Origin of the sequence: Bacillus sp. FSL K6-1338, from assembly GCF_038006965.1 — a bacterium.
Taxonomy (GTDB): Bacteria; Bacillota; Bacilli; order Bacillales; family Bacillaceae_G; genus Bacillus_A; species Bacillus_A thuringiensis_S.
Genome location: NZ_JBBOWI010000001.1, coordinates 1624391 through 1643138, shown reverse-complemented (window position 1 = coordinate 1643138; position 18748 = coordinate 1624391). Strand labels below are relative to the sequence as shown.

The window sequence follows — 18748 nt, the reverse complement described above, 5'->3', positions numbered from 1 at the left end:
ATCACCATCTTATTGAAATACTTTCTTAAATTGTTTTCCTATTTCATCTTGCTCTTTCTCAACTGTTTTCCAATCAATATTTAATACTGGAATCTCTTCTACATTCGGTCTATTTTCAGCTTTTATATCTGTTCTACCTGGCAATAAATACGCTTTAGCAACTTGTTTTTGCACATCATCTGATAATAAATAATCAATAAACTCTTTTGCACCCTCTACATTTTTACTATCCTTCATAATCCCCGCTGCACGTGGGCTAATAACTGTTCCGCTTTTTGGATAAACAATATCAACCGGTTCACCCTTTACTTTTGCGCTGTACGTCATATAATCAACACCTGCAATTACCATATCTTTCGCACCTGTTACTACTGGATCTAAAGCTTCTTGATTTGCTCCTGCTACTGTAACTTCATTTTTCTTAAGCTGTTCAAATAAATTCCATCCATCTTTTCCATTCTTTTTCACATATCCTGTTACAAAGTCTAAAGCTGAACCTGAAAGTGCTGGATCTGGAAGATTCACTTTTCCTTTCCATTCCCCTTTCGTTATATCGCTCCAATCTTCAGGCGCTGTCTTCACATTTTTTGTATTGTACACAATCCCTAATGCTGAAGCACTATACCCGAAATAATGTCCTTTATCATCTGACCATTCAGAACGCAGCTTATCAGCTTGTTTCGCTTCTTTATAAGCTAACGTTTGACCCTCTTTCTTTAATCCTTCCATCGCTGGTAATGATGCAAGTACGACTACATCAACGACTGGATTTTTCTTTTCAGCTTCCATTCTCGCTAAAATCTTACCTGTTGTTCCTTGAAACATTTCTACTTTTATACCTGTTTTCTTTTCAAAGTCTTTTTGAATTTTTTCTGCTAACCCTTTTGGCCCTGCACTATATACAACAATTTTCTTTTCATTCGTATTTTTACTTTTTGCATCTGCATTGCCTGTCTTTGAACTACACCCTGTTACTACAGCCGAAAATAATAAAGTACATACAAATAAAGACTTAAGCGAACTGAATTTCTTCATACGATTCTCCCCCTATATGATGAATACATTTTTTTGGCACATATAACGATACTGGTTTACCGATGCTTAATTTACTATTGTGATAAGCTGTCCATATTCCGAGTGCCCCCATGTTTACTTTTATTTCATACCGTTCTCCTACATATGTAACGTGCTTAATTTCACCTGTATACATTTCGCACACTTCATTTTTCGTCCAGCTCACATGCTCTGGACGAACCATTTTTTTACCCTCTACAAGCCAATTCGCCTTACCAACAAATTTGGCAACAAATTCATGAGACGGTTTCACATAAATATCTTCCGGTGTTCCTTTTTGTAATACTTCTCCTTGTTTCATGACAATAATTTGGTCTGACATTGACATTGCTTCTGTTTGATCGTGAGTGACATACAGTGCAGTTAAACCAATGGAATGAACGATATCCATAAGCTCTATTCTCATTTCTTCTCGTAAAATTGCATCGAGTGCACTTAGCGGTTCATCAAATAAAATAAAATGAGGTTTTGTTACAATTGCTCTAGCGAATGCGACACGTTGTTGCTGTCCACCAGAAAGTTCGTGTGGATACCTTTTCTCCATACCTTGCAGGCGAACTCGCTTTATCGCATCTTCTACTTTTTCTCGTAAATGATTTGTTTGCTTTGTAGCCCTTAAACCAAATGCAACATTGTCAAAAACAGTCATGTGCGGCCATAAAGCAAAATCTTGAAATACCATACCGATATTCCGTTCATGAGGAGGTGTCTTTATCTTTTTTGCAGCAGAATACATGCACTGGTCTCCAAAATATATTTCTCCCTTATCCGGTTCTTCAAGCCCTGCTATCATTCTAAGTAAAGTCGTTTTCCCACACCCCGAAGGTCCTAAAAGTGTAGTGAATTCCCCTTGTTTCATTACAATCTGCAACGGCTTTAACGCCTGTGTTTTTCCAAATGTCTTTTCTAATCCACTAATTGTAATATCCATTGCTTCACCTCTCTCCCCTCATTCTTAACCTGCTTTCATTCTATATGGAAGATTTATACTGAATGTTAATGTACTGTAAAGATTAAATTAAAAAACTTCTAATAAACTATTTATTTCTATAGATTTTTTCTATAGTTAAAATAAAAAAGGCGGCAATTCATAATGAATCTCTTAAAATTAGAAATTGTAGTACTTATTAAGAAATACAAAAAGCTTACAATTGTTGCAGAAAAACTTGGCGTTAAACAACCAACTATTACATTTCATATAAAAAGCTTAGAAGAAGAACTCGGTGTGTCTTTATTCGAATTACGTTCTGGAAGGTATTTCTTAACAGAGGCTGGTGAGGCTTTGCACCATTATGCTTCTAAAATAGATGCACTTATGAAAGAAGCTAGACGTGTCACGCAAGAGTTTAAAGATTTTAATAAAGGTGCTATAACAATCGGCGCTAGTTATGTACCAACGACTTATCTTTTGCCAGAAGTCGTTCATGAATTTCAATGTGAATTTCCCAATATAAAAATAACGCTACTAGTTAAAACAGCCCCTGAAATTCGAATGATGCTACAAAATCACGAAATCGATCTTGGGATAATTTCCGCTGCTCCATTTGATGAACCACTTTTAAAACAAACGAATATAATACCTGATACACTTGTTCTTGCCTTTTCCAAAGAACATCATTTTTCAAAGAAAGAAAATGTATCGTTACAAAATATCGAAAAGGAACGCATACTATTGCATCGTAATCCATCTACAACGAGAGATTTACTTACAAAATGGATGTCAGTTCATAACATTACATTCCAATCAGAAATTGAATTAGACTCATTAGAAACGATGAAACAAATTTTAAAATATGGTAATGGAATTGCCTTTATTTCTAAACTTGCTATTGAGCAAGAAATACAACGAAATGAGCTATGCTATATACCAATCCCAGAATTTGAATTTCAACGTAATATTTATACGATTCATCATGAGGACAGATGGAATTCTAAAATCATTACTTTTTTACTACAGAGCATCCATTCATTTGCAACAAAAAATTAAAAGGCTGTCGTTATGCACGACAGCCTTTTACACTATAAATCTATTTATTTTTCTTTGCCTCAATTTTTGCTTGCGCCTCTTCAGCCTTATCTAATGCTTCTGATACTTTCTTCTCTTTTTCTTTCACTTCATCTATACTATCGACAGCTTTAATAATTTTATCGATTCCTTCTTCTTCTACCTTTCTACGCTTTGCTACTCTTTCATTCACTTTCTCTTCTACATCTTTTGCTTTTTGAAGCATATTCTCTGCATTTGATGTTACAGCTTTTTCAAGTGCATCATCTTTTTTCTTTTGTAACACTTCATTTGCAATGTCTTTCGCTTCTAAATACTTACCGTCTTTTAATGCTGTTGCCCCGTGATCCATTTTCTCAGCAACTTCTTTATATGATTTCGCTTCATTTCCTGATTTCTCTTTTTCTGCTTTTTCGAACCACATTGTTGCATCACTATACTTTTCATCTTTCAATGATTGCATACCTGTTTCAATATATGTGTCATAATTGCTACATCCAGCCATTACGATTAATAGAAAAAGCATAACAAAATTTAATTTTTTCATGCTGTTGTCTCCTTTTCTTTGCAAGCTCACTTTACTTTAACATACATGAAAAAGAGTTTCAAAAACTAAAATACTAATTCGGTCATTTTTATTTCGTTAAGTCAAATTTCCTTTTAGGCAGACACATCCACTTGCTTTTTCATTACATGCTTCTTTACTCCTACTAATACAACTAACAATAAGCCTCCGCCTAATGTCATCATAACAATGCTAGTTGGCAACATATCTAATAATAATCCATACACAATCATACCGAGTGGTGCGATTGCAGTAGAAATTGTTTCAAGTAAGCCGAAAACGCGTCCTAAATAATTGGGATTTGTCGTCTTTTGCAAATGTACTTGCATCGGAATATTTACAACCATCATTGATATACCAGTTAACATCATAAAAGCGATATAGTAAATAAAACTTGCTACTTTCGGAATGGTGACTACTAATGGAAACACTGTACATAAACTCAAGCTCGCAAATAAAAACAACCCAATATAAACAGAGCGAAACGGATTATTCACTTCTTTACGTACTGATAACGCAATTGCACCAATTAACATCCCAACTGCTAACATTCCCTCTACAACACCGAGTTGCTTCGAAGATAGATGCAAATTTTGAACAATAATATATGGAAGTGAAACGAAAAGTGCACTCGCAAAAAAGTTTACCCCTACTGCAATTTTCATTAAACCATATATTTCATGCTGTCTTTTTACATATGAAAACCCTTCTTTTATACTTGTCAAGAAATGCTCTTTACTTTCAGCCATGTCTTTTTTATATAAATCGAATACGATAAATAATTGTACAATTACCGCTAAAAAGAATGTAATGCTATTTAGCAGGAAAAACGATTTAATTGAAAAGAAACCAAATACAACTCCACCAATAATCGGTGCTAAAATATTTGATAAAGATGCTGCCGTCTGGTTCAAAGCACTCGCTTTTTGAATACGTCCCTCATCTACTAAACTTGGAATAGATGAAGTTAATGCAACAGAATAAAAACTCGCACAAATTGATAATAATGCTGCTGAAACATAAATAAACAGAAGTGATGGCCCAAAAGTAGTTGCAAGGATAAACATAATAAGCATTGTTAAACTACTTAACAAATCAGTACCGATGACAAGCCATTTTCGATTAACACGGTCAGCTACAGCACCAGCAATCGGTCCACAGATCAGCCTTGGAATCGATCCGCAAATAAGCGTAGTTGCAAACCCCATTCCTGAACCCGTTGTCTTTAATACGTATAATCCCATTGCAAACGTATAAATACCCGCTCCTAACAAGGACGTCATTTTTCCAATCATCATTAAAATAATATTTCTCGTTGCAATCTTCATTTTCCAATCATTTTGACCTATATTTATATCCCCCATTATGACACTCTCCCCTTAAAAGTTAAATTGTGTTAAACTTATTATATAATCAACTTTCCAATTTTTACAATAAAAAGTTTAATTGTATTTAACTTTTAAATTATAAAGGAGCATATAATGGCTACTCTCGGTGCAAAAATTAAAACGTTACGAAAAGAAAAAAAGCTTACTCAAACTGATTTAGCAGGTTCAGAGCTGACAAAAAGTATGCTAAGCCAAATTGAAAACGGAAAAGCTACACCTTCCATGAAAACATTACAATATATTGCTGAAAAACTTGGATGCGAAACGAGTTTTTTACTAGAAGATGATGATGTGGAAAAGATAGAACTCATTCAACAAATGGAACAACTAATAAAAGCAAATAAGTACGATGAAGTATATGAGATCTTACTACCTATCGTTCAAAAAGAGCTACCTCCTACTTTGAATACCGCTCGTTTATATAAACAATTTGTAACAGCTGCGGCTAAAATGAAAGATTACAATATTGAACATTACGTGGAAAAGGCTACTTCTATTTTTGAAAAATATACGTTATACCGGGAAAGTACGGAAACAAAATTAAAATTATCCTTTACGATATTCACACGTAAAAAGTATGCTGAATGTTTACAACTCATTGCTAGCATCCGAAATGACTATGAAGAGAAACATTTAGAAATGGATCTCATTATACATATCGAGTTATATTTATATGAGGCGATTATTTTTCTTGCATATGGTAATTACGAACAATGTGAAAGTGTCATTTTAGATGCGCTTGCATTTTCAAAAAAACATCAAGTGTATTATAAAACAGATGAATTTTACCGTATTTTATCTTACCAAAAAGTCCTAACGGCTGATAAAGAACAATATTTACATTACATAAAAAAATCAGAGCAATTTGCCATTTTTACAGAAGATACTTTATCTGCAGCGGTTATTAATCTTTTAAAAGCTTACTACTACAACACAATTACTCATGAATATACTATTGCATTAGAACATGTAGAACAATTTCGAGAACAACTAAAAGATGAGCGAATTTTTCAAGATGATGGATCGTATTATCTTGAAAAAGGAAAAGCTTTGTATGGTTTAAAACAATACGAAGAAGCTTTAAAAACATTACAACGTGCTATCATACCAGATTATATAAACCATCCACTTGATCACGCACGGCTTACAACAGCTGGGGCATATCGTGCTCTTTGTTATGTCAAACTTAATGATAAAAAAAGAGCTCTTGAAGAAGTAACAGAAGCATATGAAATCGTACAGTCCTATCCTGATTCCATCTTCACTTCATTTATTAAAGAAACATTACAAATAATACAAAAACTTTAAGAATGTCTCAAAATGGTATATTATTCCTCTTTTTTAGCAAAGATAATAATGATGGGAGGAATATAAATGAATATACAACGTGCAATAGAGCTTTCTGTGTCAGCGGAACAAGCCAATGTCAGTTTTCAAGGCATGCCTGTTATGATTCAACACGTCGATGAAAGCAATGAAACCGCCCGCATATATGAAGTAAAAAACCCAGGACGCGAATTAACTGTTCCAGTTAATAGCTTAGAGGAAATATAAGAAATGCCACTTCTCTTTTGAAGTGGCATTTTTCTTATGAATGAAAAATACAACTATTATTTCTTCTAATTTTTTAAGCTTATAATAAGAAAATGTAAATTTTATACTCTAACCCTATATTTTGTGATATTTTATACTCTGGAAATAATTAAATCTTTATAGATGAATAATATATTTTTTCTATTTCCCACTCTATACATAAAGGAGGAATTGTATGAGCCTCTCTATATACGAAGGTTTAGGTATTATTTTTTTCGTAATCATTATTACTTACGCCCTTGCACACAAATATTTATGGTCAAAAAAATTACTTATTATTCTATTTCTCATTTGTAATGCTATTTATCTTATTTGGCGAACTTTTTATTCGTTACCAACTATTAATCTCATAAGTATTATCGCTGGTATTATATTGTTAATTACAGAATGGGCTGGTTACTTACAATCTATCGTTTTTAGCATTGTTTCATGGAAACCATATAAACGGAAAGAAGTACCATTATCCACTTTTGAAAAACTACCTACTGTCGACATATTTATTGCCACTTACAATGAACCGATCGATTTGTTAAAACGTACTGTAGCTGGTTGTACGTTGATTACTTATCCGAAAGAGTTACTAAACATTTATATTTGTGACGACGGGCGCCGTGAAAGTGTAAAGCAACTTGCGGCAGATTTTTCTGTTCATCACATAACTCGCACCGAAAACAAGCATGCAAAAGCTGGAAATATAAATCATGCGATGCTTCATTCAAAAGGTGATATTATCGTAACAATGGATGCCGATATGATACCACGAGCTAACTTTTTAGAGCGAACGATTGGATATTTTTCTAAAAATAATGTTGTATTCGTTCAAGCACCACAAGTTTTTTATAATGCTGATCCTTTCCAATATAATTTGTTTTTTGAAGATAACATCGCCAATGAACAAGATTTCTTTATGCGCCAGTTAGAAGAAGGGAAAGATCGCTTTAATGCTACGATGTATGTTGGTAGTAACGCCCTATTTCGCCGCACCGCGCTTGAAGAAATTGGAGGATTTGCGACTGGAGTTATTACTGAAGATATGGCAACTGGTATGCTACTACAAGCTAACAAATGGGAGACTATATTTGTCAATGAAACACTAGCTGTTGGATTATCCCCAGAAACATTTAGTGATTTATTAAAACAACGGGACCGCTGGTGTAGAGGGAACATTCAAGTCGTAAAAAAATGGAATCCTTTCACTATAAAAGGATTATCTTTTATGCAGCGTCTTTTATATGCAGATGGAATTCATTATTGGTTTTTCGGTGTTTATAAAATGATATTTTTATTAGCACCGCTATTATTTTTAGTATTTGATATTTATAGTTTAGAAATTAATTTCATGCACTTATTTATGTTCTGGGCACCTGCCTTTTTAACATCACAGCTTATTTTCAAAGCTGTTTCTAATAAAAAACGAACAACTACGTGGAGTCATGTGTACGAAGTTGCTATGGCTCCTTATATGGGATTTGCTATTTTATCAGAAATTTTCTTACGTAAAAAGTTTCAATTTCATGTGACAAGAAAGGGAGTTCAAAATAATACAAGGCATTTTTTATGGATTGCAAGCATCCCTCATCTCATATTACTCATTTTAACAATTATTGCACTTATTCGAGCAACACTTATGCTCTTATACCCTGAGCAATATTATATTGAAAGAGAGAGCTTATATATTAACATTTTCTGGTTACTATACAACGGGATAGCTATTGTCACTTCACTATTTGTAGCATTTGAAAGACCGCGTTTTCGAAATTCAGAACGTTTCGTAGTAAATTTACCAGGTACTTTATATGCCGAAGATATGATCATTTCTTGCAATATCCTTGATATTAGTGAAACGGGGGCACGTTTTGAATTAGATTCCTCCATTCCATTTGAAACTTTATCAAGTCTATCTTCCTATATGCTATCTTTTGGCGAGGTAGAAAAGATTTATAGTACAAAAAAATGGATTCGGAGACAAGAAAGTTCTGTACAAGTTGGTGTATCATTTGATGATGTATCCCATGAGCAATATTGTAAACTCATTCTTCATCTATTTAGTAAACCGGTTAATGACCGGGTGGAAAAGGTGTACGATAAAGCATTTCTTACACTAGCAATTGCATCTTTCATAAAAAACACAAAAAAAGCACCAAGACAATTTCGCAGGCAACATATACGTGAGCAACTGATGTCTCCTGGAACATTGCATATGAATGGGATGCCGATTGAAGCGACCATTATCGACTATAGTACAGGTGGGTGCCAAGTACAAACGAACATCCCTCTTGTGATTGACCAAATTATACAAGTAACAATGGAAGAACGTAATATTCAAAAGAAAAATGCACAAGTGTGTTGGATTCAAAAAAAGGGTCGTAAAATATATGCTGGATTAAAATTCACAGCGTAAAAAAGAAAAGAAGCGTCGTGCTTCTTTTCTTTTTTACATGCTAAAATACTTATTAAAGGGGGGAATGTATATGAAAAATACTTCACAAAAAATGAGTCATTATTATGCCGTGATATTCACTTCTAATTTATCAAATGATACAACAGACTATAATACCGTTGCCGAAACAATGGAGGAACTTGCAAAGCAACAACCTGGATTTTTAGGTGTAGAAAGTGCACGAGGTAATTCTGGACTCGGAATAACAATTTCTTATTGGGAATCACTTGATGCAATTGAAAATTGGAAGAAGAACGCCTTACATAAAGAAGCGAAAAAAAGAGGTCGTGAGCAATGGTATGAAAACTTCCATCTGCGTATTTGCCTTGTTGAGAAAGAATTTAAGTTTCAAAGAGGCACAATATAACTATGAAGGAAAAATTAGCTCTCGTTATTGTTCATGAAATATATGGTGTGAACGACCATATGCATCACGTTACCGAGCAATTTACTTCATCTCATATTGACGTATTCTGTCCTAATCTTCTGCACTTACAACACGCATTTCATTATCGTGATGAAGAAAAAGCATATGAACATTTTGTAAATCATATTGGATTTAATGATGGAAAAGACCAAATTGAAGCATTCATCAATACCCTTTCAAGCAATTATACACATATTGGACTTATCGGCTTTAGTGTTGGAGCTACCATCTCATGGCTATGTAGTAACAATCCGAAAATAGATTTTATCATCGGATGTTACGGTTCTCGTATACGCGACTATGTTCACATAAAGCCTACATGCGCTACACTACTTATATTTCCTGAAAAAGAAGCTAGTTTTTCAGTATCCTCTTTAATTCAAACATTGCAGCAACAAAAAAATCCTTTACTAGAAATACAACAACTACACGGTGAACATGGATTTCTAAATCCGTACACTGAAAAATATAACGGGCACTCTACAAAACAAGCATACAATGTAATAGATTCATTTCTTGTAAAGTGAAACTTTATTAGTTCTTTATTTGGGTTATTGTTGTTAGTTATTTCGGGGATGTAATAGAAGAAGGAAGAAAAGCCAACATTCAACTTTTCTTCCTTCTATCTTTACCTTTAGCTTTCACTGTCACTGATTCACAAGGTGTATAATATATTTGAGGTGTCGCCTTATCAACAAACATCATAAACGTAATAAAGCCGATAATAAAGAAAATAAACAACGTTAACAAAATTGCTCCTATCGTTAAAAGTATCATAACACCACCCCTATATTTTTCATGTTATTACACCTTTCGCTATTATATGAGCGTAATCCTTTTTAGAAAAAGAAACGTAACAAAATAATCACAACCACTCCCGTTAATACTGTACCTAATAAACTACGAGTATATATCGCTACAAGAAATGTGGGAATTGCTGCGATAAGGTAATCCCACTGCATCGTCTCATGCATAAATAAAACTTGTGCTAAAAGCGCTGCTAATATCGCAATTGGTATGTAATTTAACCATTTTAAACCCCAGTCAGGAATTTGTAGTTTGCTAAATACGAGTAGAGGTAAAATACGTGGCACGAGTGTAACAGCTCCTGCTGCTAGTAAAAGTAATAATACATCTAATCTCATTTCCATTTTTCAATCACCACTCCAATCGTCGCAGCTAGTAATGTTGCGATAATAACCGCTATACTATCTGGCATAAATAGGTGTGAAACGTATGCGATGATAATCGCTACAATTGCAACACTTAAATGAATTGCTAGTTTTGGTTTACTACTTATGAGCTGAAGAACAAATAATCCAATAAACATCGCTGGTAATGCATAATCCATCCCGTATGTATGTGGATCTGGTATCCACTCACCAAACAGTCCACCAATAATAGTAGCAAGAATCCAATTTAAATACGCTGTTACGTTAAGCCCGATCATCCATCTTTCACCTAAATATCCTTTTTGCGCCGCGTGTTGCACTGCAACGCCGAAAGTTTCATCTGTAATTTGCGAACCGATGATTAAGTTTTTAAATAGAGGAATTTTCGTAAAGTACGGCGCGAGTGCAGCACTCATAAGAAGGTGGCGCAAGTTAACAAAAAATACAGTAAAAATAATTGCGGAAGCAGGAGCACCGGCTGCATACATACCAGCTAATATAAATTGGGCAGAACCTGCATAAATTAAAGTGGACATAAATGCAATTTCAATGATAGAAAAACCTGCTGTTTTTGCAATTACACCAGCTGCTATACCGATGCTCAAGTAACCAAATACAGTTGGTAAACAATCTTTTACTCCTTGCTGAAATGTATCATCGCTCTGCAAAGCTACATGTGCCTGAGCTTTACTCATCTCTATCATCCTCCATTCCTTCTAAAGTTCGTTTTCCTGTTACGACATGAACTAAATCTATATTTTCACGCCATAACGTATCTAACTTATCAGCTCCAAATTCCTTCGTGATTTCTTCAACCATAATATCGTGCCGCACATACTCTGTAGCAACGAGAACTAGCGCTGGGTCATACGTTGTAACGGCCCATGAAGTGCTATCATTTGAGAAGTTCGCAATTAATACTTCCTCTCCATCACGCGCAATAACAGTTAAATGACCACCCATTCTCTTTTCAACAACGTGAGGCGTCATATAATTATGGTGAAACGTCGCTCCTATTTTTGTTTCTGGAGCTCCAAATAAGATTGAAAATATATGTACGCCTTCCTCTTCCTTTTGATAAACGTATGGCTCAATTTCATGCACTTGATCTTCCCATACAGAAATCCATAATTCTTCCTTTGCCCTATTAATTATATTGCATATTTCTTTTAAAACACGATCATTTGAGCGAATATGCGAAATTACATCTATTTGTCGCTCTTGTTCTAAACAATTTAATTTCTCATCTAAAAATTCAAAGGACTTTTCAAAGTCTTTTCGCATTCGATTCATTAATTCGGTAGCTGGTACTGGTACATATTTAACTGGTTCAGAAGGTACAATATGCACTGCTCCTTTATCCATTAACTTACCGAGTACCTCGTAAATCATAGAACGAGGTACTCCTGTTTGTTTACTCACTTCATAGCCAGTTACTGGGGAATGTTTTAACAATCCAATATACGCTTTACATTCATATTGGGAAAATCCTAACTTTTGTAATTCCTTTATAATTTCATCCATCGGTAACCCCTCACAATCTAAATCGCTCTTACTTCAAAACGGCGATTTTGCTTCCCTTTACTTTTTACTTTATCAATAACAAGTGTTCCTATTTCACTCGTATTTTTCACATGTGTGCCTCCACAAGCTTGTTCGTCTAAGTTTTCAATTGTAACAATGCGGATTTCTTGGATAGTAGTTGGCAGGAGATTGATTGCTGTTTTAATCATTCCTACAGCATTTTCTGCTTCTTCGCGGCTCATATAACGAGTGGAAATTTCTTTATTTTGCTTAATAAGTTTATTCACTTCCTCAACAATTTCTTCTACTTCCACGCTCGATAACTCTTGTAACTCATTAAAATCGATACGTGCTTTATCAGGATAAATTTGATTTCCGGTGCATAGAGCTCCATACTTTTCATAAACTACAGCTCCGATAAGATGCAGTAAAGAGTGATGACGCATTAAATTATGACGTCTTTCCCAATTAATCTCTAATTTAACTGGACCTAATTTTACTTGAGCTTCATCTTTTATATAGTGAACTATTTCTCCCTGCTCCTTCTTTACTTTTTCAACTTCAAATACAGACCCATCTTGTACAATGACACCCGTATCACATTCCTGTCCTCCACCAGTTGGATAAAAAACTGTTTCTTTTACAAATACTTTATTCCCTTCCACTCTTATCACTTCTGTCTCGCAACTCGTTTTGTATGCATCTTCTAAATATAATGCCGTTTTCATACTCTCACCTCTTTAGTAGTTATAGTTATACCTACTAATATAAAAAATAATATTCATACAGTCAACTTATATTTCAGAATTTTTAATTTTAAATAAAAAAAGCCTTTTATAATAAGGCTTTTTTCTACATGCTATTATTTATTTTAACTGTAAAGTATTTAACATGTTTCCCGCCAAATGCTCCCGTAAAGTAGAACCTGTATACTCTTCTCTAAATACTCCCGCCTTCACAAATAAAGGAATGACTTCACTAAAGAATAGATTTAGTGACTTGGGAGGTCCTCCTGGAATAGCAATAAATCCATCTAACGCTCCGGCCTCAAACCTATCCATAATTTGCTTCGCAACGTCTTTTGGTGTACCAACCGCAACCCAATGAGCCGATCCAACAACTTCTGGTCGCTCTAGTATTTGTTCAACTGTTGGTTCATTTTTAATAATGAAATGCCGTAATAATTCTGCATGTGTTTTACTACGTACAGTTTGATCCCGACTTGGCAGCATCTCTTCGGTAATTTTACTTTCTAGCGGAATCCCTCTCGCATCTAATCCGAGAACCATTTCAAGTAACGCATATCTCTTCTCTTTTGTGAGATGTTGATGAGCTTGTCTATGCATTTCTAGCGCCTCTTCATATGTATCACCTATAAAGAAATATAATCCAGGTAATACGCGTATAGCATCTTGCTTCCGGCCATGCTGTTCTGCTCTTCTTCTTAAATCTTGACGAAGTTCAATACCTGACTCTACATCTGGCGTTGCAGCAAAAATTGCATCTGCAACAGAAGCAGCAAAATTCCGACCAGACTCTGAAGCACCGGCTTGAAATAATGGCATTTCTCCTGATATATGCTGTGGGATATTCAGCGGACCTTTTACCTCAAAATATTCACCACTATGTTCAATTGGCTTGGCCATCTCTCTAATAACTTCAGTGTTATCTATTTTCAACACTTCATAAGGATGACTCCTCCAAAGTTTTCTTACTAACTCTGTACATTCTGCTGCTTTCGCATATCTCTCCTCAGATGATGGCATCCCTTCCTCACCAAAGTTTTCAGCACCGTCAATTGATGTAACAATATTCCACCCTACTCGGCCGTTACTAATCCAGTGTAACGATTGTAATTGCCTTGCTAATATATATGGTGGATAAAATGAAGTTGAAGCGGTTGTAACGACTCCAATTTTTTCAGTTGCGTACGCAATAGCAGTAAACAATAATGTTGGGTCTAAAATTACATTCCCTTTATTTCTAGCAATTAAATCTGGGTGGGCCACTAAATAATCGGCTTTAAAAACAAAATCTAACTTAGCCTTTTCTGCCTGTAGTGCCAACTCTACTTGCTCATCAATTCCGGAATTAAACTCATTCTCTTGTTCTTTCTTTCTAGAAATTAAACATAATCCAATGCAAAGTTGATTCTTTTTAGACATCTTCACACCATCCCCTTATTTTTAATTCACTTAGTTAAACAAATGTTGCTGTCATTATGAAATTCTATTCTTATGAAAATAGATAAAATGATATTGATAATCATTATCATTTTATGATGTAACTGTAATAAAAGCAATAACAAAAAAGACTCCCACTTTTGGAAGTCTTTTATCTCAATATTTCATTCGCTTCTTTTTCATAAATTTTATCAAATGACGTCATAACACGCTGTGATGCTTGAATCATTTTTTGATCCGTCATAAGATCTGCCATCTCTTTCGTCATATCAACATTTGAATTTTCTAGCATATGATTTTTTACTATTCCTGTTCCGTTCGGTAAATTAGCAATGTTTCCTTCTGCTAGTGTAAAGCTTTTGTTCTCACGTTGCACGAGACGAGCATTCGTTTCGGCATCTACTGTTTTTGTTTGTAAACGAGCAATATTATTTTGTGTTACTTCATCATATAATGTACCGTCTGCTTGTACAGCAACCTTTGCTCCTTCTGGAATACGAATACGCTCATTATTCTCTCCCATTACGAAAGCACCTGAAGATGTTTGTAAATAACGATCACTATTTAATGTGAAACTACCATCTCTCGTTAAAAACGTTTCATCATTTTTAGAAGTAACGAAAAATGATGTTGTGCCGGCCGCGCCGTCATCTAAAAAGAAATCTGTAGCGCTATTTGTCATTTGTATATTTCCTTGTACTAAATTCACATGTGTTGCAGCTGGTACTACAGCGTAATCGACCGAACCGATATTTGTTACCGCCCCATCTCCTCGGCGATATGTGTCTTGTACATCAAATACTTTAGACGTCATATTTTCTGCTTTAAATCCTGTCGTTTGAGCATTTGCAACGTTATTCGAATGAACATTAATACGCTGCATGTAATTCATCATACCCATAGAACCTATATAAAGACCGTTCATATTCGTTTGAATAAGGCAAGCGCCTTATTCTTCACCTCTTTTCTACGATGTTTGTAACATTTGTTTCGCTAAATGTTCAGCTGTAGCGATATGTATATTTTTCCTTATGTCTTGGCCATCTGTCATTAATACAATAGGAGCTGATGATACTGCTGGAATTTTCAACAATTCGCCACTACTTGCTGTTTCATCAAATTTTGTAAACACAATACCATCTATATGAATATCTTTAAAGTTTGTAATGATTTCAATCATATCTTTACTTTTCATCGAAGCTGATAACGTTAAACAAATATAATCTGGTTCTACTTGTCCCATCGTTTCAATCATTTCTTCCACTGTTTCTGACGTACGATAATTTTTTCCGGCTGTATCAATTAAAATATAATCGACGCGTGCTTCTTCTTTAAAATACGTAAGCGCTCTTGTCATTGCAGCTTCATCACGCACAGCAATTACTTCCGATCCAATTGTCTTTACGTTATCTTGCAATTGCTGCACTGTCCCTATGCGAGAATGATCTGTCGTTATAAAACCAACTGTTTTGTTCTTACCGTGAAATTGCCATGCCATTTTGGCGAGTGTCGTCGTTTTACCAACGCCAGTTGGACCGATTAATGCGATTGTTTGTACTTCTTTTTCAAAGACGTTTTCCGTATTAAAATGAGATTTCATATCTTCCAATATGTACCTGATAACTTCTTCTTCTGTAATCATCGTTGCATTTTCAAACTTTATTTTTAACTTTTCAGCATATGCATAAATGAAATATTGTTCTACATCGTTTTGTTCTAGCATCCGAATTACTTTTTGAATAATAAACGGTACAGATTCTTGATTTTCTTTCTTTGGAGCTACTTCTTCTTTCTTTACCTGAACGACTTGTTTCACAACTTTTTTCTTTTTCGTTACTTCCGCTTCTTTCGTCGGTTTCACAACGACAATTCCTTTTTCGAACAGCTTTAATAGTTTCTCTTTTTTTCTTGCCCATTCTTCACTATTTCCTGTTTGCATCGCCGCGTATGACATAGAAGTCGTTACGTTTTCTAAATTGTGCAGTACTGATTGAATTCCATTCGCCTTCACAATTTGTTCTGAAGGATCATTCACAACATCCATTAACTGTTCATGAAATTGAGCTGTACCTTCATTCACTTCTTCCTGTTTTTCTTCTGGAAAAGCAACTAACATTTCATAATCCTTTTTCCAGAAAAACGGTATATTTCGTTTTACACTTTCATCGACAACGTAATAATAATCTGTACCATATTGGTCAAATAACTTTCGATACAATTCATTTTTCGAAGCTGCTTTTATTCGCATTAACGCTTCTTTCTTTTCTGTACTTTCCATTACTTCACCCCCTACTATTCAATATAGGCAATTTGATCCACAACAATTTCTGGTGCTAATTCGCTAATACAAAGTACTTGTGCTTCCACTTGATAACGTTCTAGCAGTCTTACGATCGCAAATCTAAAATCTTTTCTACGTGTTAATAACACTGGTTCTCTTCCCATTAAACGTGCTTGCTTAAAGACGCGCTGCACTTGCTCAACGACACGTGTTTCTAAATCTAAATCCCAGTTTAATAAGTAACCTTGATATGAATTATTCACAACATCCGCATCTAACTCAATTGAATCAGAGAAGAGCGCTGCATATATTTTTCCGTCCGGATTTTTCGCATTTTCACAAATAACTTTTGAAATACATTCACGAACAAATGATGTCACACCGTCAACGTGGTTTTGATAAATTTCTTTGCCGTCAATAATACCTTCAATAATTGTTGGTAAATCACGAATAGAAATACCTTCTTTTAGAAGTTGTTTAATAACATTTTGAACGAGTGATAAATCAATTTCTTTCTTCTTAATCTCTTCTAATAGAACGCCATTATCATTTTCAAGCGAGTTAATTAAGTCTTTTACATGTTGACGCTGAATTAATTCATGAAGATTACGTCTAACAACAACATCTAAATGTGTAATTAATATGCTAAGTGGCTCTAACACTTGATAGCCTTTCATTTGTGCATCTTGCACCATATGCTCTAAAATCCAATATCCATCTTCACCGAAAATTGGATCTTTAGCTGGCTCTGCATCTAAATCAGCCATTACGTTCGGTGTTTTCAGTGCTAATAAATAACCTGATTTTAAAACACCTTCAGCTGCCTTAGCACCTTTAATTCGAATAATGTAACGTCCGCGTGGTCTAAAGCTCGTATTATCTTTAAAGTTAATTCCAGGAACGTTAATACCAAGGTCAGTAATAATCGACTTCCGCATAAGAACAACTTTATCACGAGCTGTTTCCCCGTTAATTTTCTGCTTTACAAGTGCTGCTAAATCTAAACCGAGTTCTACAATAATCGGATATTTATCCGTAAATACTCCGAATGAATCTTCCACTTGTTGCAGTTGCTCATCTTCGCCTTGAATCATTTCTAATTCTTTTTGAAGCTCGTCTTCTTTTTCTTTCTTTATTCGATTTTTATTACGAATGCCTAAGAAGATAATCGTTCCACCAACGAGTGCGAATGGTAGAAACGGTAGCGGAGTAAAAATACCCATTGCGATAAATAAACCACCTAGTGCATATACAACGACTTCATGCGCTAATAACTCTTTAAAGATACCTTCTGTTACTGTATCCGGTGAGCCGTCAAATACACGCGTTACGATAATACCTGTTGAAATTGCAAGCATTAATGAACCGATTTGGTTTACGATTCCGTCACCGACAGTTAACTGTGTATAATGAAGAGCTGCATCTGCAAAGCTCATTCCTTGCTGCATCATGCCGACAATTAAACCGAAAATAATGTTTACGAATAAAATGACAATCCCGAAAATAACGTCCCCTTTAATGAACTTTCCGGCACCATCCATCGCCCCGTAAAACTCTGTTTCCATATTTAATTTTTTTCGTTTTGCCTGTGCATCTTTTTCTGAAATAATACGCTGGTTTAAATCAGCATCGATAGACATTTGTTTCCCCGGTAAAGAATCAAGTGTAAAACGAGCTGCTACTTCAGCTGTACGAGATGCACCGTTTGCAACGATAAACTGGAATATGATTAATACTGTAAAAATAACGATACCAATTAATAAGTTTCCGCCAATTACGAACTGGCCGAACTCTTCAATAACATGACCTGCATTTCCATCTGTCAAAATCGCTCGCGTCGTCGAAACGTTAATCGATACGCGGAAAATCCCGATTAATAACAACATCGTTGGAAATGACTTTAATTCATCCCACTCGTTAATACTTGTCGCTCGCATATAAATAAGCACTGACATACTTAGTAGAAAAACGATAATGATATCAAGTATAAATGGTGGAAGTGGAATTAAGAGCGCCACTACGAATGACGCCGCTAAAAAGATAGAAAAATAGGTTCTTGCAGACTCTATCTTAAACAAAGAGATCTCCTCCAAACG

At 34.9% G+C, this 18748-nt stretch carries 19 protein-coding genes; 6 read left to right on the top strand and 13 right to left on the bottom strand.

Annotated features, from left to right (window positions below; translation table 11 throughout):
- Nucleotides 1-9: 9 nt before the first annotated feature.
- Nucleotides 10-1035, bottom strand: coding sequence for an ABC transporter substrate-binding protein (locus tag NZ044_RS08705; RefSeq protein ID WP_000714683.1), 1026 nt, complete (start codon nucleotides 1033-1035; stop codon nucleotides 10-12).
- Complete coding sequence (locus NZ044_RS08700; protein ID WP_000355542.1) at nucleotides 1013-2005, bottom strand: ABC transporter ATP-binding protein; 993 nt, start codon at nucleotides 2003-2005, stop codon at nucleotides 1013-1015. The genes NZ044_RS08705 and NZ044_RS08700 overlap by 23 nt, the downstream gene beginning before the upstream one ends.
- A gap of 162 nt (nucleotides 2006-2167) precedes the next feature.
- Between NZ044_RS08700 and NZ044_RS08695 the strand changes: the two genes are divergently transcribed.
- A complete protein-coding gene (locus tag NZ044_RS08695) occupies nucleotides 2168-3061 on the top strand; it encodes a LysR family transcriptional regulator (protein ID WP_098506775.1) in 894 nt (297 codons plus the stop codon).
- A 40-nt stretch (nucleotides 3062-3101) separates the two neighbouring features.
- On the opposite strand, the gene NZ044_RS08690 is transcribed toward NZ044_RS08695, so the two are convergent.
- Together NZ044_RS08690 and NZ044_RS08685 are read right to left on the bottom strand one after the other, a co-directional pair.
- On the bottom strand, nucleotides 3102-3626 hold the full coding sequence (locus NZ044_RS08690; RefSeq protein ID WP_000735854.1) for a DUF4398 domain-containing protein: 525 nt from the start codon (nucleotides 3624-3626) through the stop codon (nucleotides 3102-3104).
- Nucleotides 3627-3739: 113 nt separating this feature from the next.
- Nucleotides 3740-5008, bottom strand: coding sequence for an MFS transporter (locus NZ044_RS08685; RefSeq protein WP_000502461.1), 1269 nt, complete (start codon nucleotides 5006-5008; stop codon nucleotides 3740-3742).
- A 117-nt stretch (nucleotides 5009-5125) separates the two neighbouring features.
- Here NZ044_RS08685 and NZ044_RS08680 point away from each other — a divergent pair, with 117 nt between their 5' ends.
- From NZ044_RS08680 to NZ044_RS08660, 5 genes are all read left to right on the top strand, one after another.
- A complete protein-coding gene (locus NZ044_RS08680) occupies nucleotides 5126-6340 on the top strand; it encodes a helix-turn-helix domain-containing protein (RefSeq protein WP_000212330.1) in 1215 nt (404 codons plus the stop codon).
- Nucleotides 6341-6406: 66 nt separating this feature from the next.
- A complete protein-coding gene (locus NZ044_RS08675) occupies nucleotides 6407-6586 on the top strand; it encodes an H-type small acid-soluble spore protein (RefSeq protein WP_001025734.1) in 180 nt (59 codons plus the stop codon).
- 214 nt (nucleotides 6587-6800) lie between these two features.
- On the top strand, nucleotides 6801-9026 hold the full coding sequence (locus NZ044_RS08670) for a glycosyltransferase (protein ID WP_340949672.1): 2226 nt from the start codon (nucleotides 6801-6803) through the stop codon (nucleotides 9024-9026).
- 70 nt (nucleotides 9027-9096) lie between these two features.
- A complete protein-coding gene (locus NZ044_RS08665) occupies nucleotides 9097-9432 on the top strand; it encodes an antibiotic biosynthesis monooxygenase family protein (RefSeq protein ID WP_000799455.1) in 336 nt (111 codons plus the stop codon).
- A gap of 2 nt (nucleotides 9433-9434) precedes the next feature.
- Nucleotides 9435-10019, top strand: coding sequence for a dienelactone hydrolase family protein (locus tag NZ044_RS08660; protein ID WP_000660112.1), 585 nt, complete (start codon nucleotides 9435-9437; stop codon nucleotides 10017-10019).
- Between the two features lie 79 nt (nucleotides 10020-10098).
- Here the strand turns inward: NZ044_RS08660 and NZ044_RS08655 are convergent, their stop codons facing one another.
- The 9 genes from NZ044_RS08655 to flhA all read right to left on the bottom strand — a co-directional run bounded on the left by NZ044_RS08655 (nucleotide 10099) and on the right by flhA (nucleotide 18730).
- On the bottom strand, nucleotides 10099-10269 hold the full coding sequence (locus NZ044_RS08655) for a DUF3951 domain-containing protein (protein ID WP_000602229.1): 171 nt from the start codon (nucleotides 10267-10269) through the stop codon (nucleotides 10099-10101).
- 62 nt (nucleotides 10270-10331) lie between these two features.
- On the bottom strand, nucleotides 10332-10643 hold the full coding sequence (locus tag NZ044_RS08650) for an AzlD domain-containing protein (RefSeq protein WP_000425944.1): 312 nt from the start codon (nucleotides 10641-10643) through the stop codon (nucleotides 10332-10334).
- Nucleotides 10634-11359 (bottom strand): AzlC family ABC transporter permease, encoded by a 726-nt coding sequence (locus tag NZ044_RS08645; protein ID WP_000030479.1) that lies wholly within the window; start codon nucleotides 11357-11359, stop codon nucleotides 10634-10636. Before NZ044_RS08645 ends, NZ044_RS08650 begins: the two co-directional genes overlap by 10 nt.
- Entirely contained in the window at nucleotides 11352-12188 is an 837-nt protein-coding gene (locus NZ044_RS08640) for a TrmB family transcriptional regulator (protein ID WP_016077897.1), read from the bottom strand. Before NZ044_RS08640 ends, NZ044_RS08645 begins: the two co-directional genes overlap by 8 nt.
- Nucleotides 12189-12205: 17 nt before the next feature.
- Complete coding sequence (locus tag NZ044_RS08635) at nucleotides 12206-12916, bottom strand: alanyl-tRNA editing protein (RefSeq protein ID WP_000844967.1); 711 nt, start codon at nucleotides 12914-12916, stop codon at nucleotides 12206-12208.
- Between the two features lie 138 nt (nucleotides 12917-13054).
- The gene (locus tag NZ044_RS08630; RefSeq protein WP_000038859.1) at nucleotides 13055-14353 is read right to left on the bottom strand and encodes an NtaA/DmoA family FMN-dependent monooxygenase; all 1299 of its coding nucleotides are present in this window, start codon (nucleotides 14351-14353) and stop codon (nucleotides 13055-13057) included.
- A gap of 169 nt (nucleotides 14354-14522) precedes the next feature.
- The gene (locus NZ044_RS08625) at nucleotides 14523-15296 is read right to left on the bottom strand and encodes a flagellar basal-body rod protein FlgG (protein WP_001013934.1); all 774 of its coding nucleotides are present in this window, start codon (nucleotides 15294-15296) and stop codon (nucleotides 14523-14525) included.
- Between the two features lie 42 nt (nucleotides 15297-15338).
- Nucleotides 15339-16649: a flagellar biosynthesis protein FlhF gene (flhF, locus tag NZ044_RS08620; RefSeq protein WP_000446179.1), complete on the bottom strand. Its 1311-nt coding sequence runs from the start codon at nucleotides 16647-16649 to the stop codon at nucleotides 15339-15341.
- Nucleotides 16650-16663: 14 nt separating this feature from the next.
- Nucleotides 16664-18730 carry a flagellar biosynthesis protein FlhA gene (flhA, locus tag NZ044_RS08615; protein ID WP_000472586.1) on the bottom strand — a complete coding sequence of 689 codons (2067 nt, stop codon included), beginning with the start codon at nucleotides 18728-18730 and terminating at the stop codon, nucleotides 16664-16666.
- Between the last annotated feature and the right edge of the window lie 18 nt (nucleotides 18731-18748).

Coding starts and splice junctions, on each gene's coding strand:
- NZ044_RS08705 (WP_000714683.1), bottom strand. CDS start 1,035: ATGAAGAAATTCAGTTCGCTTAAGTCTTTATTTGTATGTACTTTATTA.
- NZ044_RS08700 (WP_000355542.1), bottom strand. CDS start 2,005: ATGGATATTACAATTAGTGGATTAGAAAAGACATTTGGAAAAACACAG.
- NZ044_RS08695 (WP_098506775.1), top strand. CDS start 2,168: ATGAATCTCTTAAAATTAGAAATTGTAGTACTTATTAAGAAATACAAA.
- NZ044_RS08690 (WP_000735854.1), bottom strand. CDS start 3,626: ATGAAAAAATTAAATTTTGTTATGCTTTTTCTATTAATCGTAATGGCT.
- NZ044_RS08685 (WP_000502461.1), bottom strand. CDS start 5,008: ATGGGGGATATAAATATAGGTCAAAATGATTGGAAAATGAAGATTGCA.
- NZ044_RS08680 (WP_000212330.1), top strand. CDS start 5,126: ATGGCTACTCTCGGTGCAAAAATTAAAACGTTACGAAAAGAAAAAAAG.
- NZ044_RS08675 (WP_001025734.1), top strand. CDS start 6,407: ATGAATATACAACGTGCAATAGAGCTTTCTGTGTCAGCGGAACAAGCC.
- NZ044_RS08670 (WP_340949672.1), top strand. CDS start 6,801: ATGAGCCTCTCTATATACGAAGGTTTAGGTATTATTTTTTTCGTAATC.
- NZ044_RS08665 (WP_000799455.1), top strand. CDS start 9,097: ATGAAAAATACTTCACAAAAAATGAGTCATTATTATGCCGTGATATTC.
- NZ044_RS08660 (WP_000660112.1), top strand. CDS start 9,435: ATGAAGGAAAAATTAGCTCTCGTTATTGTTCATGAAATATATGGTGTG.
- NZ044_RS08655 (WP_000602229.1), bottom strand. CDS start 10,269: ATGATACTTTTAACGATAGGAGCAATTTTGTTAACGTTGTTTATTTTC.
- NZ044_RS08650 (WP_000425944.1), bottom strand. CDS start 10,643: ATGGAAATGAGATTAGATGTATTATTACTTTTACTAGCAGCAGGAGCT.
- NZ044_RS08645 (WP_000030479.1), bottom strand. CDS start 11,359: ATGAGTAAAGCTCAGGCACATGTAGCTTTGCAGAGCGATGATACATTT.
- NZ044_RS08640 (WP_016077897.1), bottom strand. CDS start 12,188: ATGGATGAAATTATAAAGGAATTACAAAAGTTAGGATTTTCCCAATAT.
- NZ044_RS08635 (WP_000844967.1), bottom strand. CDS start 12,916: ATGAAAACGGCATTATATTTAGAAGATGCATACAAAACGAGTTGCGAG.
- NZ044_RS08630 (WP_000038859.1), bottom strand. CDS start 14,353: ATGTCTAAAAAGAATCAACTTTGCATTGGATTATGTTTAATTTCTAGA.
- NZ044_RS08625 (WP_001013934.1), bottom strand. CDS start 15,296: ATGAACGGTCTTTATATAGGTTCTATGGGTATGATGAATTACATGCAG.
- flhF (WP_000446179.1), bottom strand. CDS start 16,649: ATGGAAAGTACAGAAAAGAAAGAAGCGTTAATGCGAATAAAAGCAGCT.